Source organism: Brachybacterium sp. GPGPB12, assembly GCF_038396325.1.
In the GTDB taxonomy this organism is placed as follows: Bacteria; Actinomycetota; Actinomycetes; order Actinomycetales; family Dermabacteraceae; genus Brachybacterium; species Brachybacterium conglomeratum.
The window spans coordinates 646,611-668,207 of record NZ_CP149573.1; the positions used below are offsets into that span (position 1 = coordinate 646,611).

12 protein-coding genes and 7 pseudogenes are annotated in these 21,597 nt (G+C 72.7%); 6 read left to right on the forward strand and 13 right to left on the reverse strand.

What is annotated here, in order from left to right; genetic code table 11:
• The first annotated feature begins 407 nt into the window (after nucleotides 1-407).
• The 5 genes and pseudogenes from nirB (at nucleotide 408) to WKH84_RS03595 (ending at nucleotide 5,495) form a co-directional block, all read left to right on the forward strand.
• Nucleotides 408-3,082 (forward strand): annotated as a pseudogene (nirB, locus tag WKH84_RS03575) (nitrite reductase large subunit NirB).
• Nucleotides 3,082-3,489 carry a nitrite reductase (NAD(P)H) small subunit gene (locus WKH84_RS03580; RefSeq protein ID WP_341855641.1) on the forward strand — a complete coding sequence of 136 codons (408 nt, stop codon included), beginning with the start codon at nucleotides 3,082-3,084 and terminating at the stop codon, nucleotides 3,487-3,489. The pseudogene nirB and the gene WKH84_RS03580 overlap by 1 nt, the downstream one beginning before the upstream one ends.
• An 80-nt stretch (nucleotides 3,490-3,569) precedes the next feature.
• Nucleotides 3,570-4,154, forward strand: a pseudogene (cobA, locus tag WKH84_RS03585) (uroporphyrinogen-III C-methyltransferase); the annotation flags it as partial.
• A gap of 292 nt (nucleotides 4,155-4,446) precedes the next feature.
• The gene (locus WKH84_RS03590) at nucleotides 4,447-5,037 is read left to right on the forward strand and encodes a CbiX/SirB N-terminal domain-containing protein (protein WP_341855642.1); all 591 of its coding nucleotides are present in this window, start codon (nucleotides 4,447-4,449) and stop codon (nucleotides 5,035-5,037) included.
• A 71-nt stretch (nucleotides 5,038-5,108) separates the two neighbouring features.
• Nucleotides 5,109-5,495 (forward strand): hypothetical protein, encoded by a 387-nt coding sequence (locus WKH84_RS03595; protein WP_341855643.1) that lies wholly within the window; start codon nucleotides 5,109-5,111, stop codon nucleotides 5,493-5,495.
• A 64-nt stretch (nucleotides 5,496-5,559) separates the two neighbouring features.
• Here the strand turns inward: WKH84_RS03595 and ilvD are convergent.
• From ilvD to WKH84_RS03655, 12 genes and pseudogenes are all read right to left on the reverse strand, one after another.
• Nucleotides 5,560-7,390, reverse strand: a pseudogene (ilvD, locus tag WKH84_RS03600) (dihydroxy-acid dehydratase).
• 70 nt (nucleotides 7,391-7,460) lie between these two features.
• The gene (locus tag WKH84_RS03605) at nucleotides 7,461-7,832 is read right to left on the reverse strand and encodes a ferric iron reductase (RefSeq protein WP_341855644.1); all 372 of its coding nucleotides are present in this window, start codon (nucleotides 7,830-7,832) and stop codon (nucleotides 7,461-7,463) included.
• Between the two features lie 80 nt (nucleotides 7,833-7,912).
• Nucleotides 7,913-8,812 (reverse strand): annotated as a pseudogene (locus tag WKH84_RS03610) (IucA/IucC family protein); the annotation flags it as partial.
• Nucleotides 8,809-9,798 (reverse strand): GNAT family N-acetyltransferase, encoded by a 990-nt coding sequence (locus WKH84_RS03615; protein WP_341856763.1) that lies wholly within the window; start codon nucleotides 9,796-9,798, stop codon nucleotides 8,809-8,811. The pseudogene WKH84_RS03610 and the gene WKH84_RS03615, both read right to left, overlap by 4 nt.
• Before the next feature lie 32 nt (nucleotides 9,799-9,830).
• Nucleotides 9,831-10,685 carry a SidA/IucD/PvdA family monooxygenase gene (locus tag WKH84_RS03620; protein ID WP_341856764.1) on the reverse strand — a complete coding sequence of 285 codons (855 nt, stop codon included), beginning with the start codon at nucleotides 10,683-10,685 and terminating at the stop codon, nucleotides 9,831-9,833.
• Nucleotides 10,681-11,238: pseudogene (locus WKH84_RS03625) on the reverse strand (SidA/IucD/PvdA family monooxygenase); the annotation flags it as partial. The pseudogene WKH84_RS03625 and the gene WKH84_RS03620, both read right to left, overlap by 5 nt.
• Nucleotides 11,150-12,664 (reverse strand): pyridoxal-dependent decarboxylase, encoded by a 1,515-nt coding sequence (locus WKH84_RS03630; RefSeq protein WP_341855645.1) that lies wholly within the window; start codon nucleotides 12,662-12,664, stop codon nucleotides 11,150-11,152. The pseudogene WKH84_RS03625 and the gene WKH84_RS03630, both read right to left, overlap by 89 nt.
• A gap of 271 nt (nucleotides 12,665-12,935) precedes the next feature.
• Nucleotides 12,936-14,629, reverse strand: a pseudogene (locus WKH84_RS03635) (amino acid carrier protein).
• A gap of 399 nt (nucleotides 14,630-15,028) precedes the next feature.
• Complete coding sequence (gatB, locus tag WKH84_RS03640; RefSeq protein ID WP_341855646.1) at nucleotides 15,029-16,540, reverse strand: Asp-tRNA(Asn)/Glu-tRNA(Gln) amidotransferase subunit GatB; 1,512 nt, start codon at nucleotides 16,538-16,540, stop codon at nucleotides 15,029-15,031.
• Nucleotides 16,537-17,998: pseudogene (gatA, locus tag WKH84_RS03645) on the reverse strand (Asp-tRNA(Asn)/Glu-tRNA(Gln) amidotransferase subunit GatA). The gene gatB and the pseudogene gatA overlap by 4 nt, the downstream one beginning before the upstream one ends.
• 72 nt (nucleotides 17,999-18,070) lie before the next feature.
• Nucleotides 18,071-18,367, reverse strand: coding sequence for an Asp-tRNA(Asn)/Glu-tRNA(Gln) amidotransferase subunit GatC (gatC, locus tag WKH84_RS03650; protein WP_341855647.1), 297 nt, complete (start codon nucleotides 18,365-18,367; stop codon nucleotides 18,071-18,073).
• A gap of 90 nt (nucleotides 18,368-18,457) precedes the next feature.
• Entirely contained in the window at nucleotides 18,458-19,267 is an 810-nt protein-coding gene (locus tag WKH84_RS03655; RefSeq protein ID WP_341855648.1) for a GNAT family N-acetyltransferase, read from the reverse strand.
• A gap of 672 nt (nucleotides 19,268-19,939) precedes the next feature.
• On the opposite strand from WKH84_RS03655, the gene WKH84_RS03660 reads away from it, so the two are divergent.
• The gene (locus WKH84_RS03660) at nucleotides 19,940-20,188 is read left to right on the forward strand and encodes a hypothetical protein (protein ID WP_053917615.1); all 249 of its coding nucleotides are present in this window, start codon (nucleotides 19,940-19,942) and stop codon (nucleotides 20,186-20,188) included.
• Between the two features lie 6 nt (nucleotides 20,189-20,194).
• On the opposite strand, the gene WKH84_RS03665 is transcribed toward WKH84_RS03660, so the two are convergent.
• Nucleotides 20,195-21,490: a hypothetical protein gene (locus tag WKH84_RS03665; RefSeq protein ID WP_341855649.1), complete on the reverse strand. Its 1,296-nt coding sequence runs from the start codon at nucleotides 21,488-21,490 to the stop codon at nucleotides 20,195-20,197.
• Nucleotides 21,491-21,597 lie beyond the last annotated feature (107 nt).

The following is a 21,597-nucleotide window of genomic DNA, read 5'->3' on the forward strand; positions in this document are numbered from 1 at the left end:
CGGTGGGCGGTGGCGGTGAGTGGAACGTGCTCCCCGTCCCTCCCGTCGCGCCGTCCCGCGGGCCGGGCACGAAAAAGCCCCTCCGCCTGGGGCTCGGGGAGGGGCGCGGATGACGTCTCGAAGCGATGAGTGGGCGTCAGCCGCGCTCGGGAACTACGAGAAGAATCGTCTGCATGCGCCCACCATAGGCCCCGGGGCGTGGCCGGGGCCACCTGTCCGGATCGCGAGACCCGCGGGCGACCGTCGCGGCGGCGGAGGCGCGACGCGCTTCGCGAGGCCAAGGTGGAAAGTCCTGAGGGACCCCGCCTCGAGGCCCGACGGAGCGACGAAAGTCCTGCGCACGGCGTCCGGTCCTGCTTACGGTAGGGACGAGGTCACCCGCTCCAGAGAGGACCGTGCGCAGAGCCATGAACGCCACCGGCCATTCCCCCTCGCCCCCGCCGCCGGGACGCCGATGCCGCCCGGCACCCGCATCGTCGTGATCGGCGGAGGCATGACAGGGCACCGCTTCGCGGCCCGGATGCAGTCCCAGGACCCCACCGGCGACTGGACCCTCACCGTCATCGGCGAGGAGACCCAGCATCCCTACGATCGCGTGCACCTCTCGGACTGGTTCGGCCACCGCCGCGCCGAGATGCTCGCCCTGGACACCGGGGTCTGGGCCGACCCGCGGATCACGCTGGTCACGGGCGATGCCGCCGAGAGCTTGGACCGCTCCGCGCACACCGTCACCTGCGCCTCCGGCACCGTGCACGAGTACGACCGGCTCGTGCTCGCCACGGGCTCCTGGGCCTGGGCGCCCCGCGCCGAGGGCAAGGACCTGCCCGGCTCCTTCAGCTATCGCACGGTCGACGACGTCGAGTCCCTCGCCGCCTGGGTCGCCGAGCGCGGCGAGGCGCTGGGCCGCGAGGTCCGCGGCGTCGTCGTCGGCGGCGGCGTGCTCGGCCTCGAGGCCGCGGCCGCGCCGCAGGACCTCGGCGCCCGCTCCACCGTGGTCGAGTTCGCGGACCGGCTGATGGCTGTCCAGCTCGACGACGGCGGCGGCGAGATGCCGCGGTCGCTCATCCAGGACAAGGGCATCGAGGTGCGCACCGGCGTGGGCGCGACCGCCTTCCGTCCCGCTGAGGACGGCGCGATCGGCACCGCGGAGCTGACCGACGGCAGCGAGTCGCCCGCGGACGTCGTCGTCTTCTCCACCGGCATCCGCCCCCGCGACCGGATCGGCCGCGAGGCCGGCCTCGCAGTCGGCGAGCGCGGCGGCATCGTGGTGGGAGAGAGCCGCCAGACCTCCGACCCGGACATCTGGGCGATCGGCGAGTGCGCCTCCTTCGACGGGGTGTGCGCGGGCCTGATCGCCCCCGGCAACGACATGGCCGACGTGGTCGCCGACCGGTTCCTCGGCGGCACCCGCACCCACCAGCGCGGCGAGGACGGCACGAAGCTCAAGGGCGTGGGCGTGGACGCCGCCGCCTTCGGCGACGTCAACGCCATGACCCCCGACGCGCTCGAGGTGTCCTTCGTCGACCCGGTCCACCGCCAGTACCGCAAGCTCGTGATGAGCGACGACGCGACGACCCTGCTCGGCGGCGTGTTCGTCGGCGACATCGCGCTGTACTCGCAGTCGCGCCCGATGACCGGGCGGGCCCTGGGCGCCGACCCCTCCGCGGTGATCGCGCCGGAGGGCGCGGGCGATGCGCTCGCGGGCGCGGAGATGCCGGACGACGCGGTGATCTGCTCGTGCAACAACGTCTCCGCGGGCACGGTGCGCCACGCCGTGAACGAGCAGGGCCGCCACACGGTCGGCGCGATCAAGGAGTGCACCACCGCCGGCACCGTGTGCGGCTCCTGCGTCCCGTCACTGACGAAGCCGCTGAACCAGGAGCTGGCCAAGAGCGGCATCGAGGTCTCCCGCGCGCTGTGCGAGCACTTCGACCACTCCCGCGCCGAGCTGTACAGGCTCGTCGAGGAGGGCGGCCAGGAGACCTTCACCGAGGTCGTCGCCGCGCACGGCACCGGCGCGGGGCGCGGCCGCGCGGTCTGCCGCCCCACGGTCGCCTCGATTCTGTCCTCGCTCGGCGCCCTCTCCGGCAAGCGTCACAGTCCGGTGGGCCGTCAGCTCGGCTCGCTGCAGGACACCAACGACCACGTCATGGCGAACATCCAGAAGGACGGCACCTACTCGGTGATCCCCGCGATGCCCGCCGGCGAGGTCACCCCCGAGAAGTCGCTCGTCTTCGCGCAGGTCGCGAAGGACTACGGCCTGTACGTGAAGGTCAACGGCGCCCAGCGGATCGGCATGTTCGGCGCCCGGCTCGAACAGCCGCCGGAGATCTGGGAGCGCCTGGTCGAGGCCGGCTTCGAGTCCGGCCACGCCTACGGCAAGTCGCTGCGGATGGTGAAGAGTCGCCTGGGCACCAACTGGTGCCGCTACGGCGTGGGCGACTCGACCGCGATGGCCTCGCACCTCGAACGCCGCTATCGGGGGTCGCGCTCCCCGCACAAGATCAAGATCGGCGTCTCGGGGTGCGCCCGCGAGTGCGCGGAGGCGCAGGCGAAGGACGTCGGCGTGATCGCCACGCACCGCGGCTGGAACCTGTACGTGGGCGGGAACGGCGGCGCCCAGCCCGCCCATGCTCAGCTCCTCGTCGAGGACCTCGACGACGAGAACCTGCGCAGCGCTGCATCGACCGCTTCCTCATCCTCTACATCCGCGAGGCGGACAAGCTCCAGCGCACCGCCCGCTGGGTCGAGGAGTACCCCGGCGGCATCGACGAGCCGCGCCGCGTGATCGTGGAGGACTCCCTCGGCATCGGCGAGGAGCTCGAGGCCGCCATGCGCGCCACACCGACACCTACGTCGACGAGTGGGCCGAGGCGGTCAATGATCCGGAGCGGCGCGCGAAGTTCGTGTCCTTCATCAACGCCCCGGACCTGCACGACAAGACGCGCGCTACGTGCTCGAGCGCGAGCAGGTGCGCCCGGCCCGACCGGAGGACGCCCCGGAGACCACCTTCCCGACCCCGCTCGCGGCGAAGGAGCACGCCCTCGCCGGCGCCGCCCACATCTCGCAGGAGGACCAGTGATGACCGCCCCCGCCGACGCCCTCGTGCCGATCTGCCCGCTCGGCGCGCTGACCCCGGAGCGGGGCGCCGCGGCGCTCCTTCCTGACGGCACCCAGATCGCGGTGTTCCTGCTGGACGACGGGAGCGTGCGCGCCGTGCAGCGGCACGACCCCTACTCCCGCTCGAACATCCTCTCCCGCGGCCTGGTGGGCACCCACCTGCTCACGGTCGAGGGCGAGGCGGAGGGACGGATCGTCCCCACCCTCTCCTCCCCCATGTACAAGCAGAGCTGGGACCTCGACACCGGCGCGGTACTCGACTCCGGCGGCGGGGAGAAGGCGCCGATCGCGGTGTTCGACGTCGAGGTGGTCGACGGCCACGTGCACGTCTCCGCCGCGCCGCGCCCCGGCACGGGCGGGGAGGCGTGAGCGGCCTGACCGGCGCCCACCTCGAGCCCGGGGCCGTCGCCCTCGTGGGCGGCGGCCCCGGCGCCTGGGACCTGATCACGGTGCGGGGCCTGGACCTGCTGCGCCAGGCCGACGTGGTGGTCGCCGACCGGCTCGGACCGCGCGCACTGCTGGACGAGCTGGGCGCCGGCGTCGAGGTGATCGACGTGGGCAAGCGGCCCGGCGCGCACTCCATGCGGCAGGACGACATCGGCGCGCTGCTCGTCGCGGTCGCCCGCGAGGGGCGGCGCGTGGTGCGGCTGAAGGGCGGGGATCCCTTCGTGCTGGGCCGCGGCGGCGAGGAGGTCCTCGCCTGCCGCGCCGCGGGCATCGACGTGCAGGTGGTGCCCGGCGTGACCTCGGCGCTGGCCGGTCCGGCGGCCGGGGACGTGCCCGTCACCCATCGCGGCACCGCGGTCGCCGTGCACGTGGTCAACGCCCACGGCGACCTGGGCCCCGCGGACCTCGCGGCGCTCGCCGACCCCGGCACCACCACCGTGCTGATGATGGGCGTGGAGTGGGCGCCGCGGCTGGTCGCCCAGGCGCCGCTGAACGGGATCGATCCCGCGACCCCGGTCGCGGTGGTGCAGGAGGCGACCCTGCCGGGCCAGCGCCAGGTGCGCGGCACCCTCGCGGACATCGAGCAGGTCGTCGCCGACGCCGGGATCGGGCATCCGGCGGTGATCGTCGTGGGCCGGACCGCGGCGGAGGGCTTCCTCCGCCCGGAGGAGCCGGCCTCAGCGGCGGAGGCCCCGGAGCACGGGTCGGGACGGGAGGCGGTCGAGGTCCCTGCCGAGGCGCCCGATCCCGGCCGCTCCCCCGCCCCGGTGCTGATCGGTCGCTCCCACGGCACCCGCTCGCGGGAGGGGCGGGACGTCTTTGCGCGCCCTGCTGCGCCGGATCGCCGCGCAGGCTCCGGGCGCGGTGCGGGAGGCCTTCGTGGACGTGCAGTCCCCAGACGTGGCCGCAGTTGTCTCCGCCCATGCCCGGCCCGCCGAGGCCCGCACCCGGGAGGGCGAGGCGGTCGAGGCGGTCGTGGTGCCGCCGCTGCTGTCCCTCGGCTATCACGTGAAGGACGACATCGGCGGGGCTGTCGCCGGTCGTGCCGCGGCCGCCGCCGCGCCGCTCGGCCCGGATCCGCGGCTCGCGGAGGTGATGGCGCGCCGCCTTGCCGAGGCGGGCCTGCGCGACGGCGACGCGGTGGTGATGGCGGGCTCCGGCACCAGAGATCCCGAGGGCGTCGCACAGGTCGAGGAGATGGCGCGTCTGCTGTCCGAGCGGCTCGGGCGGGAAGTGACGACGGGGTTCGCCTATGCGGCGACGCCGTCGGTCGCTGAGGCCGTCGCCGCGGCGCGGGAGGGCCTCGCCGACGACGCACGGGTGGTTGCGGCGAGCTATGTGCTCGCCCCCGGCCACTTCCACGATCTGGTCGCCGCGGCGGGGGCCGACGTGGTCGCCGCGCCGCTCGGGGACCACGAGCTCGTCGCCGAGATCGCGCTGGAGCGCTACGAGGCCGCGCTCGGGGCGTGAGGCAGAGGAGGCGGTCGTGGAGGGACCGCCTCCTCTGCCGTTTGCGGCCGGTCACGGCTTATGATCCCGCCATGCTCACCCGGCTCCGCACTGCTTGTGCGGCGGCCGTCTCGCTCGTCGGCGCGGCCGCCTGCACCTCCTCGGGCCCCGATCCCGAAGTCGATCCCGACTCCCTGGTCGGGATGACCCTGGACACTGCCCACACGCAGGCGATGGAGGCCTACGACGGCGGCGCCACCGTCGATCTCTCGAGCGTGGCCGAGGGCGGGGCGGCATCCGACGGAGCGTCCAAGGCCCTCGACGACTGGATCGTCGTCGCCGCCTGCACCCAGTCGAACGATCCGGACGACTACGACATCGTCGAGCTCGGGATCCTCCCGCCCGACGTATGGGCGAGCATCGATCAGTCGCCGGAGGCGCCGCAGGAGTTCCGCGACGCCCTGAGTCGCGCCTCCTGACGAGCCGACGCAGAACGGCCGCCGCCCTGAGCCAGGGCCGCGGCCGTTCTGCCTTCGGCGGAAGTCAGTCCAGCGGGCGGCGGGTCGCGCCGTAGGTCGCCGAGCGGGCGAGGTGGGCGTAGACCTTCAGGGCCTGGGAGACCTTGCGGTCGCGGTTCTCCGGCCGCCAGGGCAGGGCGCCCTTGTTCTCACGGCGACGGGCCAGCTCGTCCTCGGGAACGTCGAGCTCGAGCAGGCGCTTGTCGACGTCGATGATGATCCTGTCGCCGTCCTCGATGAGGCCGATGAGCCCGCCCTCGGCCGCCTCCGGGGAGATGTGGCCGATGGAGACGCCGCTGGTGCCGCCGGAGAAGCGGCCGTCGGTGATCAGCGCGCAGGTCTTCCCCAGGCCCCGTCCCTTGAGGAAGGAGGTGGGGTAGAGCATCTCCTGCATGCCGGGGCCGCCCTTGGGGCCCTCGTAGCGGATGACCACCACGTCGCCGGCCTTGACGGTCTTGTCCAGGATCTTCTGGACCGCCTCCTCCTGGGAGTCGCAGACCACCGCGGTGCCCTCGAAGTGGAAGAGGTCCTCGGTGACGCCGGCGGTCTTGAACACGGCGCCGTCGCGGGCGAGGTTGCCCTTGAGCACGGCGAGGCCGCCGTCCTTGGTGTGGGCGTGGGGGACGGCGCGGACCACGCCGCTCTCGCCGTCGAGGTCGAGCTCGTCCCAGGTGTTCGTGGTGGAGAAGGCCTGGGTGGTGCGCACTCCGCCGGGGGCGGCGTGGAAGAGGGCCTCGGCCTTCTTCGAGGCCTTGCCGCCGCGCACGTCCCACTCGGCCAGCCAGCTGGTGAGGTCCGGGGAGTGGACGGTGTGGACGGTGTGGTCCAGCGGCCCGGCCCGGTCCAGCTCGCCGAGGATCGCGGGGATGCCGCCGGCGCGGTGGACGTCCTCGACGTGGGCGGTGCCGTTGGGGGCGACCTTCGACAGCGTCGGCACGGAGCGGGAGATGCGGTCGATGTCGTCGAGGCCGAAGTCGACGCCGGCCTCGATCGCGACGGCGAGGATGTGCAGGATCGTGTTGGTCGAGCCGCCCATCGCCACGTCCATGGCCATCGCGTTGGAGAACGCGGCCTTGGTCGCGATCGACCGGGGCAGGACCGACTCGTCGTCCTCCTCGTAGTAGCGCGTGGCGAGCTCGACGATCTTCCGCCCCGCCTCGAGGAAGAGCTCCTTGCGGAAGGCGTGGGTGGCGAGGGTGGTGCCGTTGCCGGGCAGGGACAGGCCCAGCACCTCGGTGAGGCAGTTCATCGAGTTCGCGGTGAACATGCCCGAGCAGGAGCCGCAGGTGGGGCAGGCGTTCTCCTCCACCTCGGCGAGGCGCGTCGGTGATCGAGTCGTTCGCGGACAGCGACATCGCATCGACCAGGTCGATCCGGTTCTCGGTGACGCCCTCGACGGGCTTGCCGGACTCGGAGGGGCCGCCGGAGACGAAGACGACCGGGATGTTCAGGCGCATCGCGGCCAGGAGGTGGCCGGGAGTGATCTTGTCGCAGTTCGAGATGCACACCAGCGCGTCAGCGGTGTGGGCGTTGACCATGTACTCGATCGAGTCGGCGATGAGGTCGCGGCTCGGCAGCGAGTAGAGCATGCCGCCGTGGCCCATGGCGATGCCGTCGTCGACGGCGATGGTGTTGAACTCCTTGGAGACGCCGCCGGCCTCCTCGACCGCGCTCGCGACCAGGTCACCCATGTTCTTGAGGTGGACGTGGCCGGGGACGAACTGCGTGTACGAGTTCGCGATCGCGATGATCGGCTTGCCGAAGTCGCCGCTCTTCATGCCGGTGGCGCGCCAGAGGGCGCGGGCGCCTGCCATGTTGCGGCCGTGGGTCGAGGTGCGGGAACGGAGCTGAGCCATGCCCGTCATGGTACGCCGCCATGCGAGATGGCGGTGTCACCATCCGGACGCCGGACGGGGATCACACTGGTCACCGCTCAAACGATCGCCCCCACCCTCGCGACGGGGTTGTCCATCCTCCCGGCGTACAGCAGCGAGGCGGCCTGGTCGCCGAGGTCGACCATCTGCAGGGTGTGTTGCGCGCCTGGAGACGGTTCAGGCAGGAGTGGGCGAAGGAGCCGGCGCGGAGATCGACATCGCCGGCGAGACCGCGGGCGAGGCCGGGGTGGTCGGCCTCGTACTCGTCGAGCACGCTCGCGACCCGGCCCCAGAACCGGTCGGCGGGCAGGATCCCGTCGGCGTCGAGGATCCCGGCGAGGTGTCGCAGCACCCCGTCGAAGACGTCGGTGAAGATCGACAGCGCCTTCTCCTCCCCCGGCACCACGGCCCGCACCCGCTCCATGCCCTCCGGCGCGGACGGCGGCCCACCACCGCCATCTCCTCGCCGATGTCCTTGTAAAAAGCACCGACCACCTGCTGCTCCCGCACCCGCAGGATGAGGTTCTCGCCGTGGGGCATCACCACCACGTCGTGGGCGAGCAGCAGGTGGACCAGCGGGCGGAGGTAGGCGCGCAGGTATCCGGCGAGCCACTGCTCGGGCGGCAGGCCGGAGGCGCGCCGCATCGCCGCGGCGACGGAGCGGCCCTCGTGGTCGCGGTGCAGCAGCGCCGCCATGGTGAAGGCCCGCTCCCCCGGTGCGAGCCGCGCGACCGGGTTCTCGCGCCAAAGCGCGGCGAGCATCTTGCGGTGCGGGTTCGTGGCGGGGGTGCGGTGGTAGGCGTCACCCGTGTACCCGATCGCGGCGCGCTCGCGCGCGACGCGGAATCCCTGGTCCGAGAACTCCGCATCGCCGGCGACGAGTGCGGCGAGCCAGTCGTTGATGGCGGGGGTGTCGCGCATGTAGTGCGGGGACAGGCCGCGCAGGAAGCCCATGTTCTGGATCGCGAGGGCGACCTTGACGTAGGGGGCACCGGCGCGGGTGCGGTTAAAGAAGGTGCGCAGGGACTGCTGGGGTCGCATCTCGTCGCCACCGGCGCCGAGGGGGACGAGGTCGCCACGGGCGATGTCGGGCGCGAAGGTGATCGGCAGGCGGTGACCGGCCTGCCAGGGGTGCGACGGCATCAGCATGTACCCGGCGGGGTCGAGGCCGCGGTCCGTGAGCCGTGCGGCGAAGGTCGCACGCTCCTCCGCCGACAGCGACCAGGCGGCGTGGTCCTCCTCGGTGAGGCCCTCGCCGAGGGCGAGGTGGCCGTGCTCGCGCCGCACCGCGACCCATTCCAGGCGGGTGGTGCGGCCCTGCTCGGGGGCGAAGGCGCGGTAGTCGGGCAGGGAGAAGCCGATGCGGCCGTTGCCCGCGAGGAAGCCCGGGTGCCCCTCGGTCATCGCCGCCTCGATCCGTGGGAGGTCCGCGTCCAGGAGCTCCTCGGCCGACGGCCGCTCGCCGCGGCTCGCCGCATCGAGGGTCGCGCAGCGGGCCGCGAGGGTGGAGGCAAGCTCCTCGAGATAGGTGGACAGGAGATCGTCCAGGATGCCGAGGAGGTCCTGCGGCTCGGCCACGAGGACCTGCACGTCCAGCGAGGTGGGGTACGCCGTCCTCGACGCGGGTGATCGAGGCGGGGTCGACGAGCCAGTGCTCGAGCGGCGAAGACCCGGGCGGTGAAGCGGTAGCGGATATCGGCGCCGGGGACGGCGAGCTCCCAGGCCCCCTCGCCGCGCGTTTCGGGGGCGAGGACGCGCTCGTGGGAGAGCTCGGCGAGCGCCTTGGCGATCAGGTGACGGTGGGCCTGCTCGGCGATGTCGGGGCGGAGATGGGCGGTGGGCGTGGCGCCGGGGCCCAGCGGCGAGGCGGCGAAGTCGGCGCGGGTGCAGACGCTCAGCGCGGCGCGCTTGGTGCCCTCCCCGTCGGGGATCTCCACGTGGCGGAGCACTCGGAAGCCGGCGGCGGCGTTCTTGGCGAGCACGGCACGATTGCGCGCGTCGGGCTCGACGACCAGACGGGCGGCGCCTCGCTCGTGCAGGCACCAGGAGACCACCTCCCCCATCACCGCGGCGGTGAGCCCGTGCTCAGGCTCCCCGGCGGGCGGGGCGATCAGCAGGTGCATGCCGAGGTCGCCGGGCTCGGGATCGAGCGACCCGTCCGGCGCGAGATGCGCGGGGTCGTAGGTCTCGACGTAGACGAGCGGGGTCCCGTCGCGGGAACCGATCCAGCCCTGCTCGTCGGCGGAGGCGTCGACGCGCTCGAGATAGGCGCGCACCTGGGCGGGACTGTGCGCGGTCATGCCCCAGAAGCGGGCGCGGTCGGTGGTGAGCCAGCCGTGCAGCGGCTCGGCGTGGGCGGCGGGGTCCAGCGGGGTGAAGGTCAGGTCCATCAGGTCTCTCCTGGTCTGTGCGCGGCCGGCGGTCAGTGCGCGGCCGGCAGGCCGAAGGTCTGGAAGGCGATCGCTCGTTCGATCGGGTAGGGCTCGCGGCCCAGCACGGCGGCGAGCACCACGGAGGCGCGCCAGGCGCCGAAGCCGAGGTCCGGGGCGGTCACGCCGTGGGTGTGCTCCTCGGTGCCGAGCACGTGGAGACGGCCCGGCTCGTCGACCGTGTAGTCGCGGGCGACGTCGAGGCGGCCCGATGCGTCCCGTCGGACCCGGTCGCCGAGCGGGGCGAGGAGATCGGCGTCGCGAGGGCGGTACCCGGTCGCGGCGACCACGGCGCCGGTGCGGTGCTCGGCCGTCTCCCCCGTGAGGGAGTGGGCGAGGTCCAGGACGATCTCGTCGCCGTCCGTGCGGGCACCGGTGACGGCGGTGGCGGTGAGCAGGCGCGAGGGGAGCTCGCGCCCGCCGGCGGTGAGGCCGTAGAGCGACTCGTGGATCTCGTCGATCAGGTCCGCGCTGATTCCCTTGTGCAGGGCGCGCTGGGTGCGGGAGAGACCGTCGCGGACGTCCTCGGGCAGCGCCCGGTGCAGGTCGGTGTACTCCGGGGAGGTCATCTCGAGGGTGAGCTTGGTGTACTCCATCGGGAAGAACCGCTCCGAGCGGGTCACCCAGTCCACCCTGGTGCCGCGCGGGGCGGCGGCGGCGAGCAGGTCGCGGTAGACCTCGGCGGCGGACTGTCCGCGCCGACGACGGTGACGGAGCCCGCCTCCAGCAGCTGCGGCTTGTGGTCGAGGTAGTCGGCGCTGTGGAGGACCGGGGCGGGGCCGCCCTCCCCGCGAGCGCCTCGAGCGCCGGCGGGAGGTGCGGGGCGGTGCCGAGGCAGAGCGCGACATGCCGGGTGCGCAGCTGCTCGAAGCGCGTGGTGGCGCCCTGGGCGTCGAGCACGGCGAGGGTGACCAGCAGGTGGTCGCCCTCCTCCTCGATCGCGAGGGCGCGGCGGCGCCAGCGCAGGGTCTCCAGCCGCTCGGCGACCCAGCGGCAGTAGGCGTCGTACTCGCTGCGCAGCGGCGCGAAGGACTCGCGGATGTAGAAGGAGTACAGACGCCCGGTGGCCTTGAGGAAGGCGAGGAAGGAGTAGGGAGAGGTGGGGTCCGCCATCGTCACGAGGTCGGCGAGGAAGGGGACCTGGAGGGTGGTGCCCTCGAGCATCATGCCGGGATGCCAGGAGAAGCCGCCCGCCTGGTCGACGAAGACGGCGTCGAGGTCGTCGAGGGGGTCGGCGAGCGCGGCGAGGCCCAGGCCGAAGGGGCCGAGGCCGATGCCGACGAGGTCGTGGACGCGCGCGGGGCGGGGGTGCTCATCGGGTCTCCTCCGCGGCGGCGAGGCGGTCGCCGGCGAGCAGGCCGCGGCCGGTCGCGCGGACGAGGTCGAGCACGGCGGCGACATCCAGCAGCGTGGTCTCGGGGTTCAGGAGGGTGAGCTTCAGCCAGGGGGTGCCGTCGATGGTGGTGCGGGCGACCATGGCGCGACCGGAGTGGAACAGGATCCGACGGATCAGGGTCGCGCAGCGCGTCGGTGCGGACGTCGTCGAGCCCCTCGGGGCGGAAGCGGAAGATGACGGTGGAGAGGTCGGAGGTGCCCAGCACGTGCAGGTCGGGGTCCTCTGCGAGCGCTCGCGCACCTCGGCGGCGAGGTCGCAGCAGGCGTCGACCATGTCCCCGATCGCGTCCGGTCCGAGGGAGCGCGGCGTGGTCCACAGCTTCAGCGCGTCGAAGCGGCGTGTGGTCTGGAGGGACTTGTCGACCTGGTTCGGCTCGGCGTCCTCGGCGGCGGGGTTGAGGTAGTCGGCGTGGTGCGCGGTCGCGGCGAGGTCCGCGCGCTCGCGCACGATCAGGGCGCTCGAGGAGACGGGCTGGAAGCAGGTCTTGTGGTAGTCGACGGTGACAGAGTCGGCGTGCTCGATGCCGTCCAGGAGGTGGCGGCGTGTGCGGGAGAGGAGCAGGCCTCCGCCGTAGGCGGCATCGACGTGGAGCCAGGCGCGGTGGTCTCGGGCGGCGTCGGCGATCTCGGGCAGGGGGTCGATGAGGCCGCGGTCGGTGGTGCCGGCGGTCGCGACGATCGCCATGGCCAGCTCGCCGGCCGCCTCGAGGATGGAGAGGGTCTCGCGCGCCGCGGTCGCGTCCATGCGTCCCGCGGCGTCGGCGGGGACGGCGACGACGGCGTCCTCGCTGAGGCCGAGCGACCTCGCGGAGCGGGTGACGGAGAAGTGGGCGGCCTCGGTCGCGAGGACCCGCAGGCGAGGCGCGAGGGCGGCGCGATCCTCGTCCGCTGCGCGCTCGGCGCGGGAACGGGCGAGGAAGAGGGCCTGGAGGTTGGACTGGGTGCCGCCGGAGGTGAACACGCCGTCGCCCTGCGTGAAGCCGATCCGCTCGGCGGTCCACCGCACCAGGCGCCGCTCCATCAGGGTCGCGACCAGGGACTGGTCGTAGGTGTCCACGGAGGTGTTGATCGCGGCGAGCATCGCCTCGGCGGCGACCGCGGGCGCGACGACGGGGCAGTTGAGGTGCGCGAGATAGGAGGGGTGGTGGAACCAGACGGCGTTGCCCGCGTAGAGGGAGTCGGCCTCGGTCAGGGCGGCGGCGTCCCCCACGCCGGGGCCGTCGAGGTCGACGCCCTCCACGAGCCGCTCGAGCCGGCGGCGGTCGGGGCCGACGGAGGGGGCGCGCACCGTGCGGAGCCGCTCGGCGACGTCGCGGGTGACCTGGCCGAGGCGGTCCTGGTAGGCGTCGGCGGTGCGGGCAGTGAGCGACCCGGTCGTCGCCGCGGTGGTCCCGTCGGGGGCCGGGACGGGGCGGGTGGCGAGGGATGCCATGGGGAGGACCTCCTGGGGCGCGGGCCATCCGGACCTGCGCAGTAAGGGTTGCCTACCCTAACTATGCAAGACGGAGGGTTCGCACTCCAGGACGTGGTCCGGATGAGAAGCGCCACGATGTCGCCGGATCGGGCAAAAGCCGTGGACATAGGCTCGCGAAGGTGCCGCCGCGCGGGCCCTGCGATGGACAGATGTCCGTCACCCGTGCTCATGACGAGGGGCCGTCCCGGTGCGCCCGGAACGGCCCCTGTCTTGCTCGACGGGTGCGGGGTCAGACCCCGGCAGAGCCGCGCTTCGCCTGCGGGTCGGCGTCGCCCTCGGGATACTGAGCCCAGTCGTCGTAGTCCGTCTCCCCCATCGGCGAGGCGAGATCCTCGTCGTGATGGTCGGCGCGGACGGGGAAGTCGGGATCCTCGGCGAGCTGGCGGTGGAGGTCCGCCAGGCGCGGCTCCTCGGTCAGGGTGCGGCGCTCCTCGGCGGCGACCTGCTCCTCCGTGGGCTCGTGCGAGCCCATGCCCACCTGGAGGTCCGGCTCGACCTCGGAGAGGGCGCCGACGCTCACGCGGTAGCGGTGGCGCAGGATCTCCAAGCGCACCACCCGGGCGAGGAAGTAGATGCCCAGCAGGTTCGGGACCGACATCAGGAAGAACATCGAGTCGGAGAAGGCGATCACGGAGTCCAGCGAGATCGCGGCGCCGACGATCACGGCGAGCACCCAAGCGATGCGGAAGGCGGTCTGCACCAGCGCGGAGTCGCCGAAGAGGAACTTCGCGCTGAGCTCGCCGTAGTAGGCGTAGGCCAGCACCGTCGAGAAGCCGAACAGGGCGACGGCGACGGTGAGGAGGTAGGGGAACCAGCCCGCGACGGTGCCGAAGGCGGCCGCGGTCAGCGCCACGCCGTCCTCCCCACCGCCCTGGTAGACGCCGGTGATGACGACCGCGATGGCGGTCAGCATGCACACGCCGATGGAGTCGACGAGCGGCTCCCACAGGGCGGTGAAGCCCTCGGTGGCGGGCTCCTTCGTCTTCGAGGCGCTGTGGGCCATTGCCGCGGAGCCGACGCCCGCGGCGTTGGAGAACAGCGCGCGCTGGATGCCGATGACGGCCACGCCGATGATGCCGCCGGTGACGCCGTCGACCGTGAAGGCGCTGGTGAAGATCGTGGCGATCGCCGCGGGCGCGCCTCGATGTTCACCAGGATGATCGCGAGCGTGCACAGCACGTAGAGCACGGCCATCGCGGGGGTGATCGCAGAGGTCCAGCGGGCGATCTTCGTGACGCCGCCGAGGATCACGATCGCGGTGAGCACGGCCATGACCGCGCCGATCAGCCACTGGTTGCCGGAGAGGAACTCGCCGCCGGTGGAGGAGGCGACGATCGCGGCGACCTGGTTGGACTGGAAGAGGTTGCCCGCGCCGAACACACCCACAAGCGTGAAGATCGCGTACAGCACCGCGAGCACGCGTCCCAGGCGCCTGCGGCCGATCTGCGCGAGGCCGTCGCGCAGGTAGTACATGGGGCCGCCCTCGGTGGTGCCGTCGGCGTTGACCTTGCGGTACATGACGCCGAGGGTTGCCTCGGCCATCTTCACGCTCATGGCGAAGAACCCGAAGATCGCGATCCAGAGCGCCGCGCCGGGGCCGCCCGCCGCGATCGCGACCGCGACGCCGGCGATGTTGCCGAGCCCGACGGTGCCGGAGAGCTCGGTGGCGAGCGCCTGGAAGCTGGAGACCTCACCAGGATCGGTCTTGGCGGTGTACCGGCCGCGGATCACCTGGATCGAGTGCTTGAGCCCGGTGATCGGCTGGAAGCGCGACCAGACGGTCAGGAAGATCGCAGCGGCCATGAGCCACACGACGATGATCGGCACGCCGCCGAATATCGGCGCCTCGTAGAACACGACGGCGCTGAGCAAGGCGGCGATGGGGCCGAAGATCGTCTCGACGGCCGCGTCTATTCCAGGCATCTGGGGGCTCTCCTTCGGCGGGGATCCGCCGGGTCGGGTACTCGGGGCCCGCAGGGCGCCGGTCACCGAGGAGGGAGGCGCCGCAGCGGACGACGAATGACTGTACCGAGGAGTAATCTGCGCGCTCCGCCGCACGCCGCGCACCTCCGACTGAGCGGAACCTGCGCATGACATGGGCTTTCACCCATCGCTTCGGAGCTCTTGTCCGACAATCCGGCCCGCCGATCCTTTACCCGTTCTTGACCTGCCCCGTGGAGACACTCACAGCGGCGCGGCGGTGCGAAGGTCCGCATCGCACCGGCGGTCCGCGTCCGCGCGGACGCCCAGGGGCCAGCTGCAGAGAGGACGGGCCGCCCCTGTGCGGGGCGGCCCGTCCTTCGTGCGCTGTGCGGCGAGGGCTCAGCTGACGCCGAGCTTCTCCATGATGATCTCGCGGACGCGGCCGGCGTCGGCCTGGCCGCGGGTGGCCTTCATGATCGGGCCGATCAGGGCGCCGATCGCCTGGACCTTGCCGCCCTGGATCTTCGCGACCACGTCGGGGTTGTCGGCGATGGCCTGGTCCACGGCGGTGGTGAGCACGGAGTCGTCGGAGACGACGGCCAGGCCCTCGGACTCGACGATCGCGCCAGGATCACCGTTGCCGTCGAGGACCTTCACCAGCACCTGCTTGGCGATCTTGTCGTTGATCTTCTTCGCGTCGACCAGGCCCTGCGGCTCGGCGACCTGCGCGGGGGTGATCGTGAGCGCCTCGATCTCGACGTCGCGGTCCTTCGCCACGCGGGCGAGCTCGCCCATCCACCACTTGCGGGCGGCCTGGGCGGTGGCGCCGGCGGTGACGGTCTGCTCGATGAGGTCCAGGGCGCCTGCGTTGATGACGTCGCGCATCTCGAGGTCGGTGAAGCCCCACTCCCCCAGCAGGCGGCGCCGGCGGGCGGCGGGCGGCTCGGGCGGCGCGGCGCGGATCTCCTCGACCCACTCGCGGCTCGGCGCGACGGGCACCAGGTCCGGCTCGGGGAAGTAGCGGTAGTCCTCCGCGTCGGACTTCGGGCGGCCCGAGGAGGTGCCGCCGGTGTCCTCGTGGAAGTGGCGGGTCTCCTGGACGATCGACTCGCCGGCGTCGAGCGGCCCGGCCTGGCGCGAGATCTCGAAGCGCACGGTCCGCTCGATGGAGCGGAAGGAGTTGACGTTCTTGGTCTCGGTGCGGGTGCCGAGCGGGGCGCTCGGGTCCTTCCGCAGCGAGACGTTGACGTCGGCGCGGACGTTGCCGCGCTCCATCCGCGCCTCGGAGACGTCCAGGGCCCGGAATATGTCGCGCAGGGTGCGGACATAGGCGGCGGCGACCTCGGGGGCGCGGCCCTTGGTGTCCGGTATCGGCTTGGTGACGATCTCGACCAGCGGCACGCCGGCGCGGTTGTAGTCCACCTGGGAGTGGGTGGCGCCGTGGATGCGGCCGGTCGCGCCGCCGACGTGGGTGTTCTTGCCCGCGTCCTCCTCCATGTGGGCGCGCTCGATCTCGACGCGCACGATCTCCCCGTCCTCGAGCTCGACGTCGACCCAGCCGTCGAAGGCGATGGGCTCGTCGTACTGCGAGGTCTGGAAGTTCTTGGTGAGGTCCGGGTAGAAGTACTGCTTGCGCGCGAAGCGGCAGGTCTCGGCGATGGAGCAGTTCAGCGCCACTCCGATCCGGATCGCGTACTCCACGGCCTTCGCGTTCACGACCGGCAGCGAGCCGGGCAGGCCCAGCGAGGTGGGGGTGATCGCGGTGTTCGGCTCAGCGGCGAAGATGTTCGGCGCGCCGTCGAACATCTTGGTCGCGGTGCCCAGCTCGACATGGACCTCGATGCCGAGGACCGGGTCGTAGCGGTCGATCGCCTCGTCGAAGTCGACGGGGGTGATGTCGGTGGTGGTCATCGGGTCGCGCCTCCTGCGAGCTCGGGAGCCTTGGCCAGCAGCGGTCCGCCCCAGGAGTCCTCGAGCGGCGCCTCGAGGGCGCCGCCCACCTGGTACAGGCGCTCGTCGGCGCGGGCCGGGGCGAGGAACTGGATGCCGGCGGGCAGGCCGTCCTCGGCGAGACCCGAGGGCAGGGAGATGCCCGGGGTGCCGGCGAGGTTGGCGGGGATGGTGGCGATGTCGTTCATGTACATCGCGGTGGGGTCGTCGATCTTCTCGCCGAGGCGGAAGGCGACCGTGGGCGCGGTCGGCGAGGCGAGCACGTCGACCTTCTCGAAGGCGGCGGCGAAGTCGCGCTGGACGAGGGTGCGGACCTTCTGGGCGCCGCCGTAGTAGGCGTCGTAGTAGCCGGCCGAGAGGGCGTAGGTGCCCAGCAGGATGCGGCGCTTGACCTCGTCGCCGAAGCCGGCGCCTCGGGTGGCCTTCATGACGTTCTCCGCAGTGGGGTGGTCCTCGGGGATCACCCGCAGGCCGAAGCGCATGCCGTCGAACTTGGCGAGGTTCGAGGAGGCCTCCGAGGGCATGATCAGGTAGTAGGCGCCGAGCGCGTACTCGAAGTTCGGGCAGGAGACCCGGACGATCTCGGCGCCTGCGCGCTCGAGCTGGTCGAGGGACTCGGTGAAGCGGGCGCGGACCTCGGGGGCGAAGCCCTCCCCTCGAGCTCCTCGATGACGCCGATGCGCAGGCCCTTGACGTCGCGGCGGCGCGCCGCCTCGGCGTAGGCGCCGACGGGGTCCGGCAGCGAGGTGGAGTCGCGCAGGTCGTGCCCGGCGATCAGCTCGTGCAGCAGCGCCGAGTCCTCGACGGTGCGGGTGACGGGCCCGGCCTGGTCCAGGGAGCTGGCCATGGCGATCAGGCCGTAGCGGGAGACGGAGCCGTAGGTGGGCTTGACGCCCACGGTGCCGGTGACGGCGCCGGGCTGGCGGATCGAGCCGCCGGTGTCGGTGCCGATCGCCAGCGGGGCCTCGAAGGCGCCCACGGCCGCGGCGGAGCCGCCGCCCGAGCCGCCGGGGATCCGGTCGCGGTCCCAGGGATTGCGGGTGGGGCCGTAGGCGCTGGTCTCGGTGGAGGAGCCCATCGCGAACTCGTCCATGTTGGTCTTGCCGAGGATCGGCAGGCCCGCGGCGCGGAGCTTCTCGACGAGGGTCGCGTCGTACGGCGGGACCCAGCCCTCGAGGATCTTGGAGCCGGCGGTGGTGGGCTGGCCCTTGGTGACCAGGACGTCCTTGACGGCGATCGGCACGCCCGCGAGGGGTGCGGCTCCTCGCCGGACTCGCGGCGGGAGTCGACCTCGCGCGCGGTGGCCAGGGCCTCCCCCTCGTTGACGTGGAGGAAGGCGTTCAGGTCGCCGTCGACGGCCGCGATGCGGTCGAGGTGGGCGCGGGTGAGCTCCTCGGAGGAGGTCTCGCCAGCCTGCAGCGCGGCGGCCTGGGCGGCGGCGGCGGCGGCGGATCATGTCGGGGGTGCTGGTGGAGTCGGTCATGCTCTCTCTCACTCCTCGCCCAGGATCTGCGGGACGGCGAAGCGGCCGTCCTGCGCATCGGGGGCGCCGGACAGCGCCTCCTCCTGCGTGAGGGTCTCGGTCACGACGTCCTCGCGGAAGACGTTCGTCATGGCAATGGGGTGGGAGGTCGCGGGGACGTCCTCGGAGGCGACCTCGGAGACGGAGGCGACAGCGTCCATGATGGAGTCGAACTCACCGGCGAAGCGGGTGATCTCCTCCTCGGTGAGCTGGATCCGTGCGAGGTCGGCGAGGCGTGCGACGTCATCTCGTCCGATCGAAGGCATGGGGACAGTCTAGGACGGGCGCGCGCTCCGGTTCGACGGCCGCGCAGGGGTGCCGCTCTCGCGCGGGCGCGGGTGCGGCGGCGGGCCGACTCAGGGCCGGGTGAGATAGCGGTACTCGCCCACCGGCGCGAACTTCTCGCCGCGGTACAGGGCGCGGGCGGCGGTGTTCCCGGTCTCGACCTCGAGCAGGGCGAGGTCCGCGCCCTGGACGGCGGCGAGGGAGAGCAGGGAGCGCACGACGGCCCGCCCGAGCCCCTCCCGTCGGCGGCCCGGGTCCACGGCGATCTGGTCGAGCACGGCGATCGTGCGGCGGCGGTGCGGGACGAGCGCGGCACGGCCGACGGCGACGGACTCGCGGGAGTTCGAGGCAGTGTCGGTAAGGGCGAGGTAGATGCCGGGGGTGCCGGCCATGAGGTCGCGCGGCGTCTCGCGAGCGCCTTCCTCGGGGCGCGGGGCGAGGCGCCAGGACGCCTCGAGCCAGTCCTCGGGCGGGGCGCCAACGGTGATCGCGGCCCGCGGATCTGGGGCGGCGCGGAGGTCGGCGAGCGGGCGGAGCAGGACATGGACAGGTGGTCCGGTCGCATAGCCGCGCCGCTCGAGAGCCGCGCGGACGGGTTCGTGATCGAGGCCGTCGGCGGAGAAGAGGCGGAACGTGGGGCTCTCCCCCGCGGCGCCGAGCAGTCCCTCGATCCTCGTCAGCGCGGCGTCGAGGGAGTCGGGGTCCGTCGGCGGGTCGATCGGGACGGCGCTGTTCGCACGACGGGTGACGCCGCGGGAGCGCTGGAGCGCGAAGCCGTCCACCTCGAGGCGGGACAGCGCCCGCCACCCGCCGAGCGGCGTCTCCACGAGTGCAGTGCCGGTGAGGGCAGGGGACGCCGGTCGACGGGTGCGGGATGCCATGCGGTGAGGCTACTGGCCGCGGAACTGCGGCGGGACGAAGAGCTCCTCCCGCGGGATTTCCCGCCCGGTGGGGGTGTCGACGATGTGCAGACCGGTCTCGTCCCGCACCAGCCGCAGGTCCGAACCGACCGGGAGGTCCCAGATCCCGATCAGCGCCGGCTCGATCGCGGCCTGGACATGATGCCCTTGTACGCCTTGGTCTCGCGGCCTGACGGACCTTCATACGTCGACGGGCGGTACGTCGTGGCCGCAGTTCCAGGACGTCGCCGTTCTTCGGCGACTTCCGCAGTCGCCTCCCGCGCACGAGCTTCGCCGCGTTCCCGTTCGGTCATCGTGACCGATTCAGACTCAGGCGCCTCCTTCGTGGCAGAGGTGCCCACTGGAGCATGTCCCTGATCAGGCTTTTCGGGGCCGTCTGCGCGACTGGTCTCTGATGTCGTCGAGTCGTCGGCGCCGTCTCTGCCTGCTGCTCGTTCATCGGGGACCGCGGTGGACGACTCACTCGCGCGGTCCTCTCGCCAGGGAATGTGGTCGCTATCCGTAGCGGTCGGCGATGAATCGTCCGTCCCGGTCCGGTCGCGCGAGGCGCGGGGACAGGACGGGTGACGGTCCGCAGCACCACACGGAGGGTTAGACTTCCGTCTCCGCCGCATCGCACCGAAGGGACCCGACATGTCCGTCGATCCGAACATCGATTACACCTCGCACGATCCTGAGGACGGCGAGCAGGCCTCCGAGGATCCGAGAATCCGTGAGGCGCAGGAGCTCGAAGAGCGGATGCGTCGGGCGCTGGCCACGAAGGAGGACCCGCTGAGCGACTCCGAGTCCACCTCGGAGCGTCTGCGTCGGCTGGAGCGCGAGGGTGCGCCGTCGGCCGAGTCCTCGGAGTCCGCCGGGGACCCCGAGAACTCCGAGTCCTGAGCTCGCTCAGCGCCGCTCCGGCGGCGGCATGAGCAGCAGCGGCAGGTAGAGCACGCCCGAGAGGTTGTACGGGAAGGTGATCCGCATGATCACCTTGATCCCCCAGTGCATCGAGAAGGCGCCGGCGGCGAACAGCCATCCGAGACGGCGGTCGGCGAGGGCCAGCGGCGCGCCGAGCTCGAGCACGAGCGATCCCGCCGCCATCACCGCGAACAGCCCGGTGTGCGGGCCGAGGACGCGCAGCAGCGGGTTCGAGCCCTCGCCGAGCATCTCCTTGCGCAGCGAGTCCACCGCGACCTGGGCGCGCATCGACGCGCCGTTCGCCCAGCGCATCCCGTCGGGTCCGGTGAGCTTCGCGAGCCCTGCCAACAGGTAGGTCAGGGTGACGGCCCCGTTCATCACGGCGGGCGTCGCGCCGTACATCCACGAGCGTCGCTCGGGCAGCAGCGTCCCGTCGCGCAACACCGCATCCACGCTGAGTGCGTCGGCCGCGGGGGCGGCGCCGAGCACCATCGTGTGCAAGACCAGGTTGTTCTCGTGGTGGAAGACCATCGACCAGGAGTTGCGGTAGCTGAAGTTCCAGGTCTGCGGCGCCGAGTGCAGCGGGCCGGTGACCCGGTGCCCGATCCCGGCGGTGAACAGCGCTCCGGTGACCAGGGAAGCATCCAGCGGCGCGTCGGCGACGCGGGGCGGGAGCGGCTTGTTCAGCACCCGCGCCACGCCCACGGGATCGAAGCTCTCGCTCGCGGTGCGGTGCACGCCTCGATACAGCGAGCGGCGACGGCCGACGTGCCACAGGTGGTAGCCGCCGACGGCGAGGCGCGACAGGGCGGGGGCGGTCGGGGGCGCGGCGGGGGCGAGGTGACGCCGGGCGGTGTCCGCGAGTCGGCGCGACAGAGGGGGCTCATCGTCCGGCCTCCGTGCGTCCGGTCTCCACCACGGCGGCGGCCCGGCTGCGACGGCCTGGGACGGGCGCCGCCCCGACCAGCTCGATCTTCTGGGTGAAGTCCTCGCGGTCGCTGCCGCGCAGGTAGGTGTCGAGGTGGTAGCGGCCGCGGACCATGCGGACCTCGAGGATCCCGCGGTCCTCTGCGCGGTCGCGGGCGGCGAGCGGCGCGCGGCGGCGTGCTCGGCGAGGTGTCGCCCGTCGCCGTCGCGCACCCGCCTGCGGACCTGGCGGCGCACGGCGTTCAGCCCGCCGGTGCCGAGATAGCTGTAGTGCAGGGGCCGGGAGGTGCCGTCGGCGTCGATGCCGAGCAGGTGCGCGACCCGGTAGTGGGCGGAGCGCCGGGCGGAGAACATCGGGTAGTGGGAGAAGGGGGAAGGAGTCCCGCACCTCCCCCTCCGCGGCAAAGTGGCGGGCGGGCAGGGCCACGGCGGTGAGCAGGGCTCCCGCGAGGAGGCCGGCG

Coding starts and splice junctions, on each gene's coding strand:
- WKH84_RS03580 (WP_341855641.1), top strand. CDS start 3,082: ATGACCGCCCCCGCCGACGCCCTCGTGCCGATCTGCCCGCTCGGCGCG.
- WKH84_RS03595 (WP_341855643.1), top strand. CDS start 5,109: ATGCTCACCCGGCTCCGCACTGCTTGTGCGGCGGCCGTCTCGCTCGTC.
- WKH84_RS03605 (WP_341855644.1), bottom strand. CDS start 7,832: ATGGAGCGGGTGCGGGCCGTGGTGCCGGGGGAGGAGAAGGCGCTGTCG.
- WKH84_RS03615 (WP_341856763.1), bottom strand. CDS start 9,798: ATGGACCTGACCTTCACCCCGCTGGACCCCGCCGCCCACGCCGAGCCG.
- WKH84_RS03620 (WP_341856764.1), bottom strand. CDS start 10,685: ATGTCGCGCTCTGCCTCGGCACCGCCCCGCACCTCCCGCCGGCGCTCG.
- WKH84_RS03630 (WP_341855645.1), bottom strand. CDS start 12,664: ATGGCATCCCTCGCCACCCGCCCCGTCCCGGCCCCCGACGGGACCACC.
- gatB (WP_341855646.1), bottom strand. CDS start 16,540: ATGACCACCACCGACATCACCCCCGTCGACTTCGACGAGGCGATCGAC.
- gatC (WP_341855647.1), bottom strand. CDS start 18,367: ATGCCTTCGATCGGACGAGATGACGTCGCACGCCTCGCCGACCTCGCA.
- WKH84_RS03655 (WP_341855648.1), bottom strand. CDS start 19,267: ATGGCATCCCGCACCCGTCGACCGGCGTCCCCTGCCCTCACCGGCACT.
- WKH84_RS03660 (WP_053917615.1), top strand. CDS start 19,940: ATGTCCGTCGATCCGAACATCGATTACACCTCGCACGATCCTGAGGAC.
- WKH84_RS03665 (WP_341855649.1), bottom strand. CDS start 21,490: ATGTTCTCCGCCCGGCGCTCCGCCCACTACCGGGTCGCGCACCTGCTC.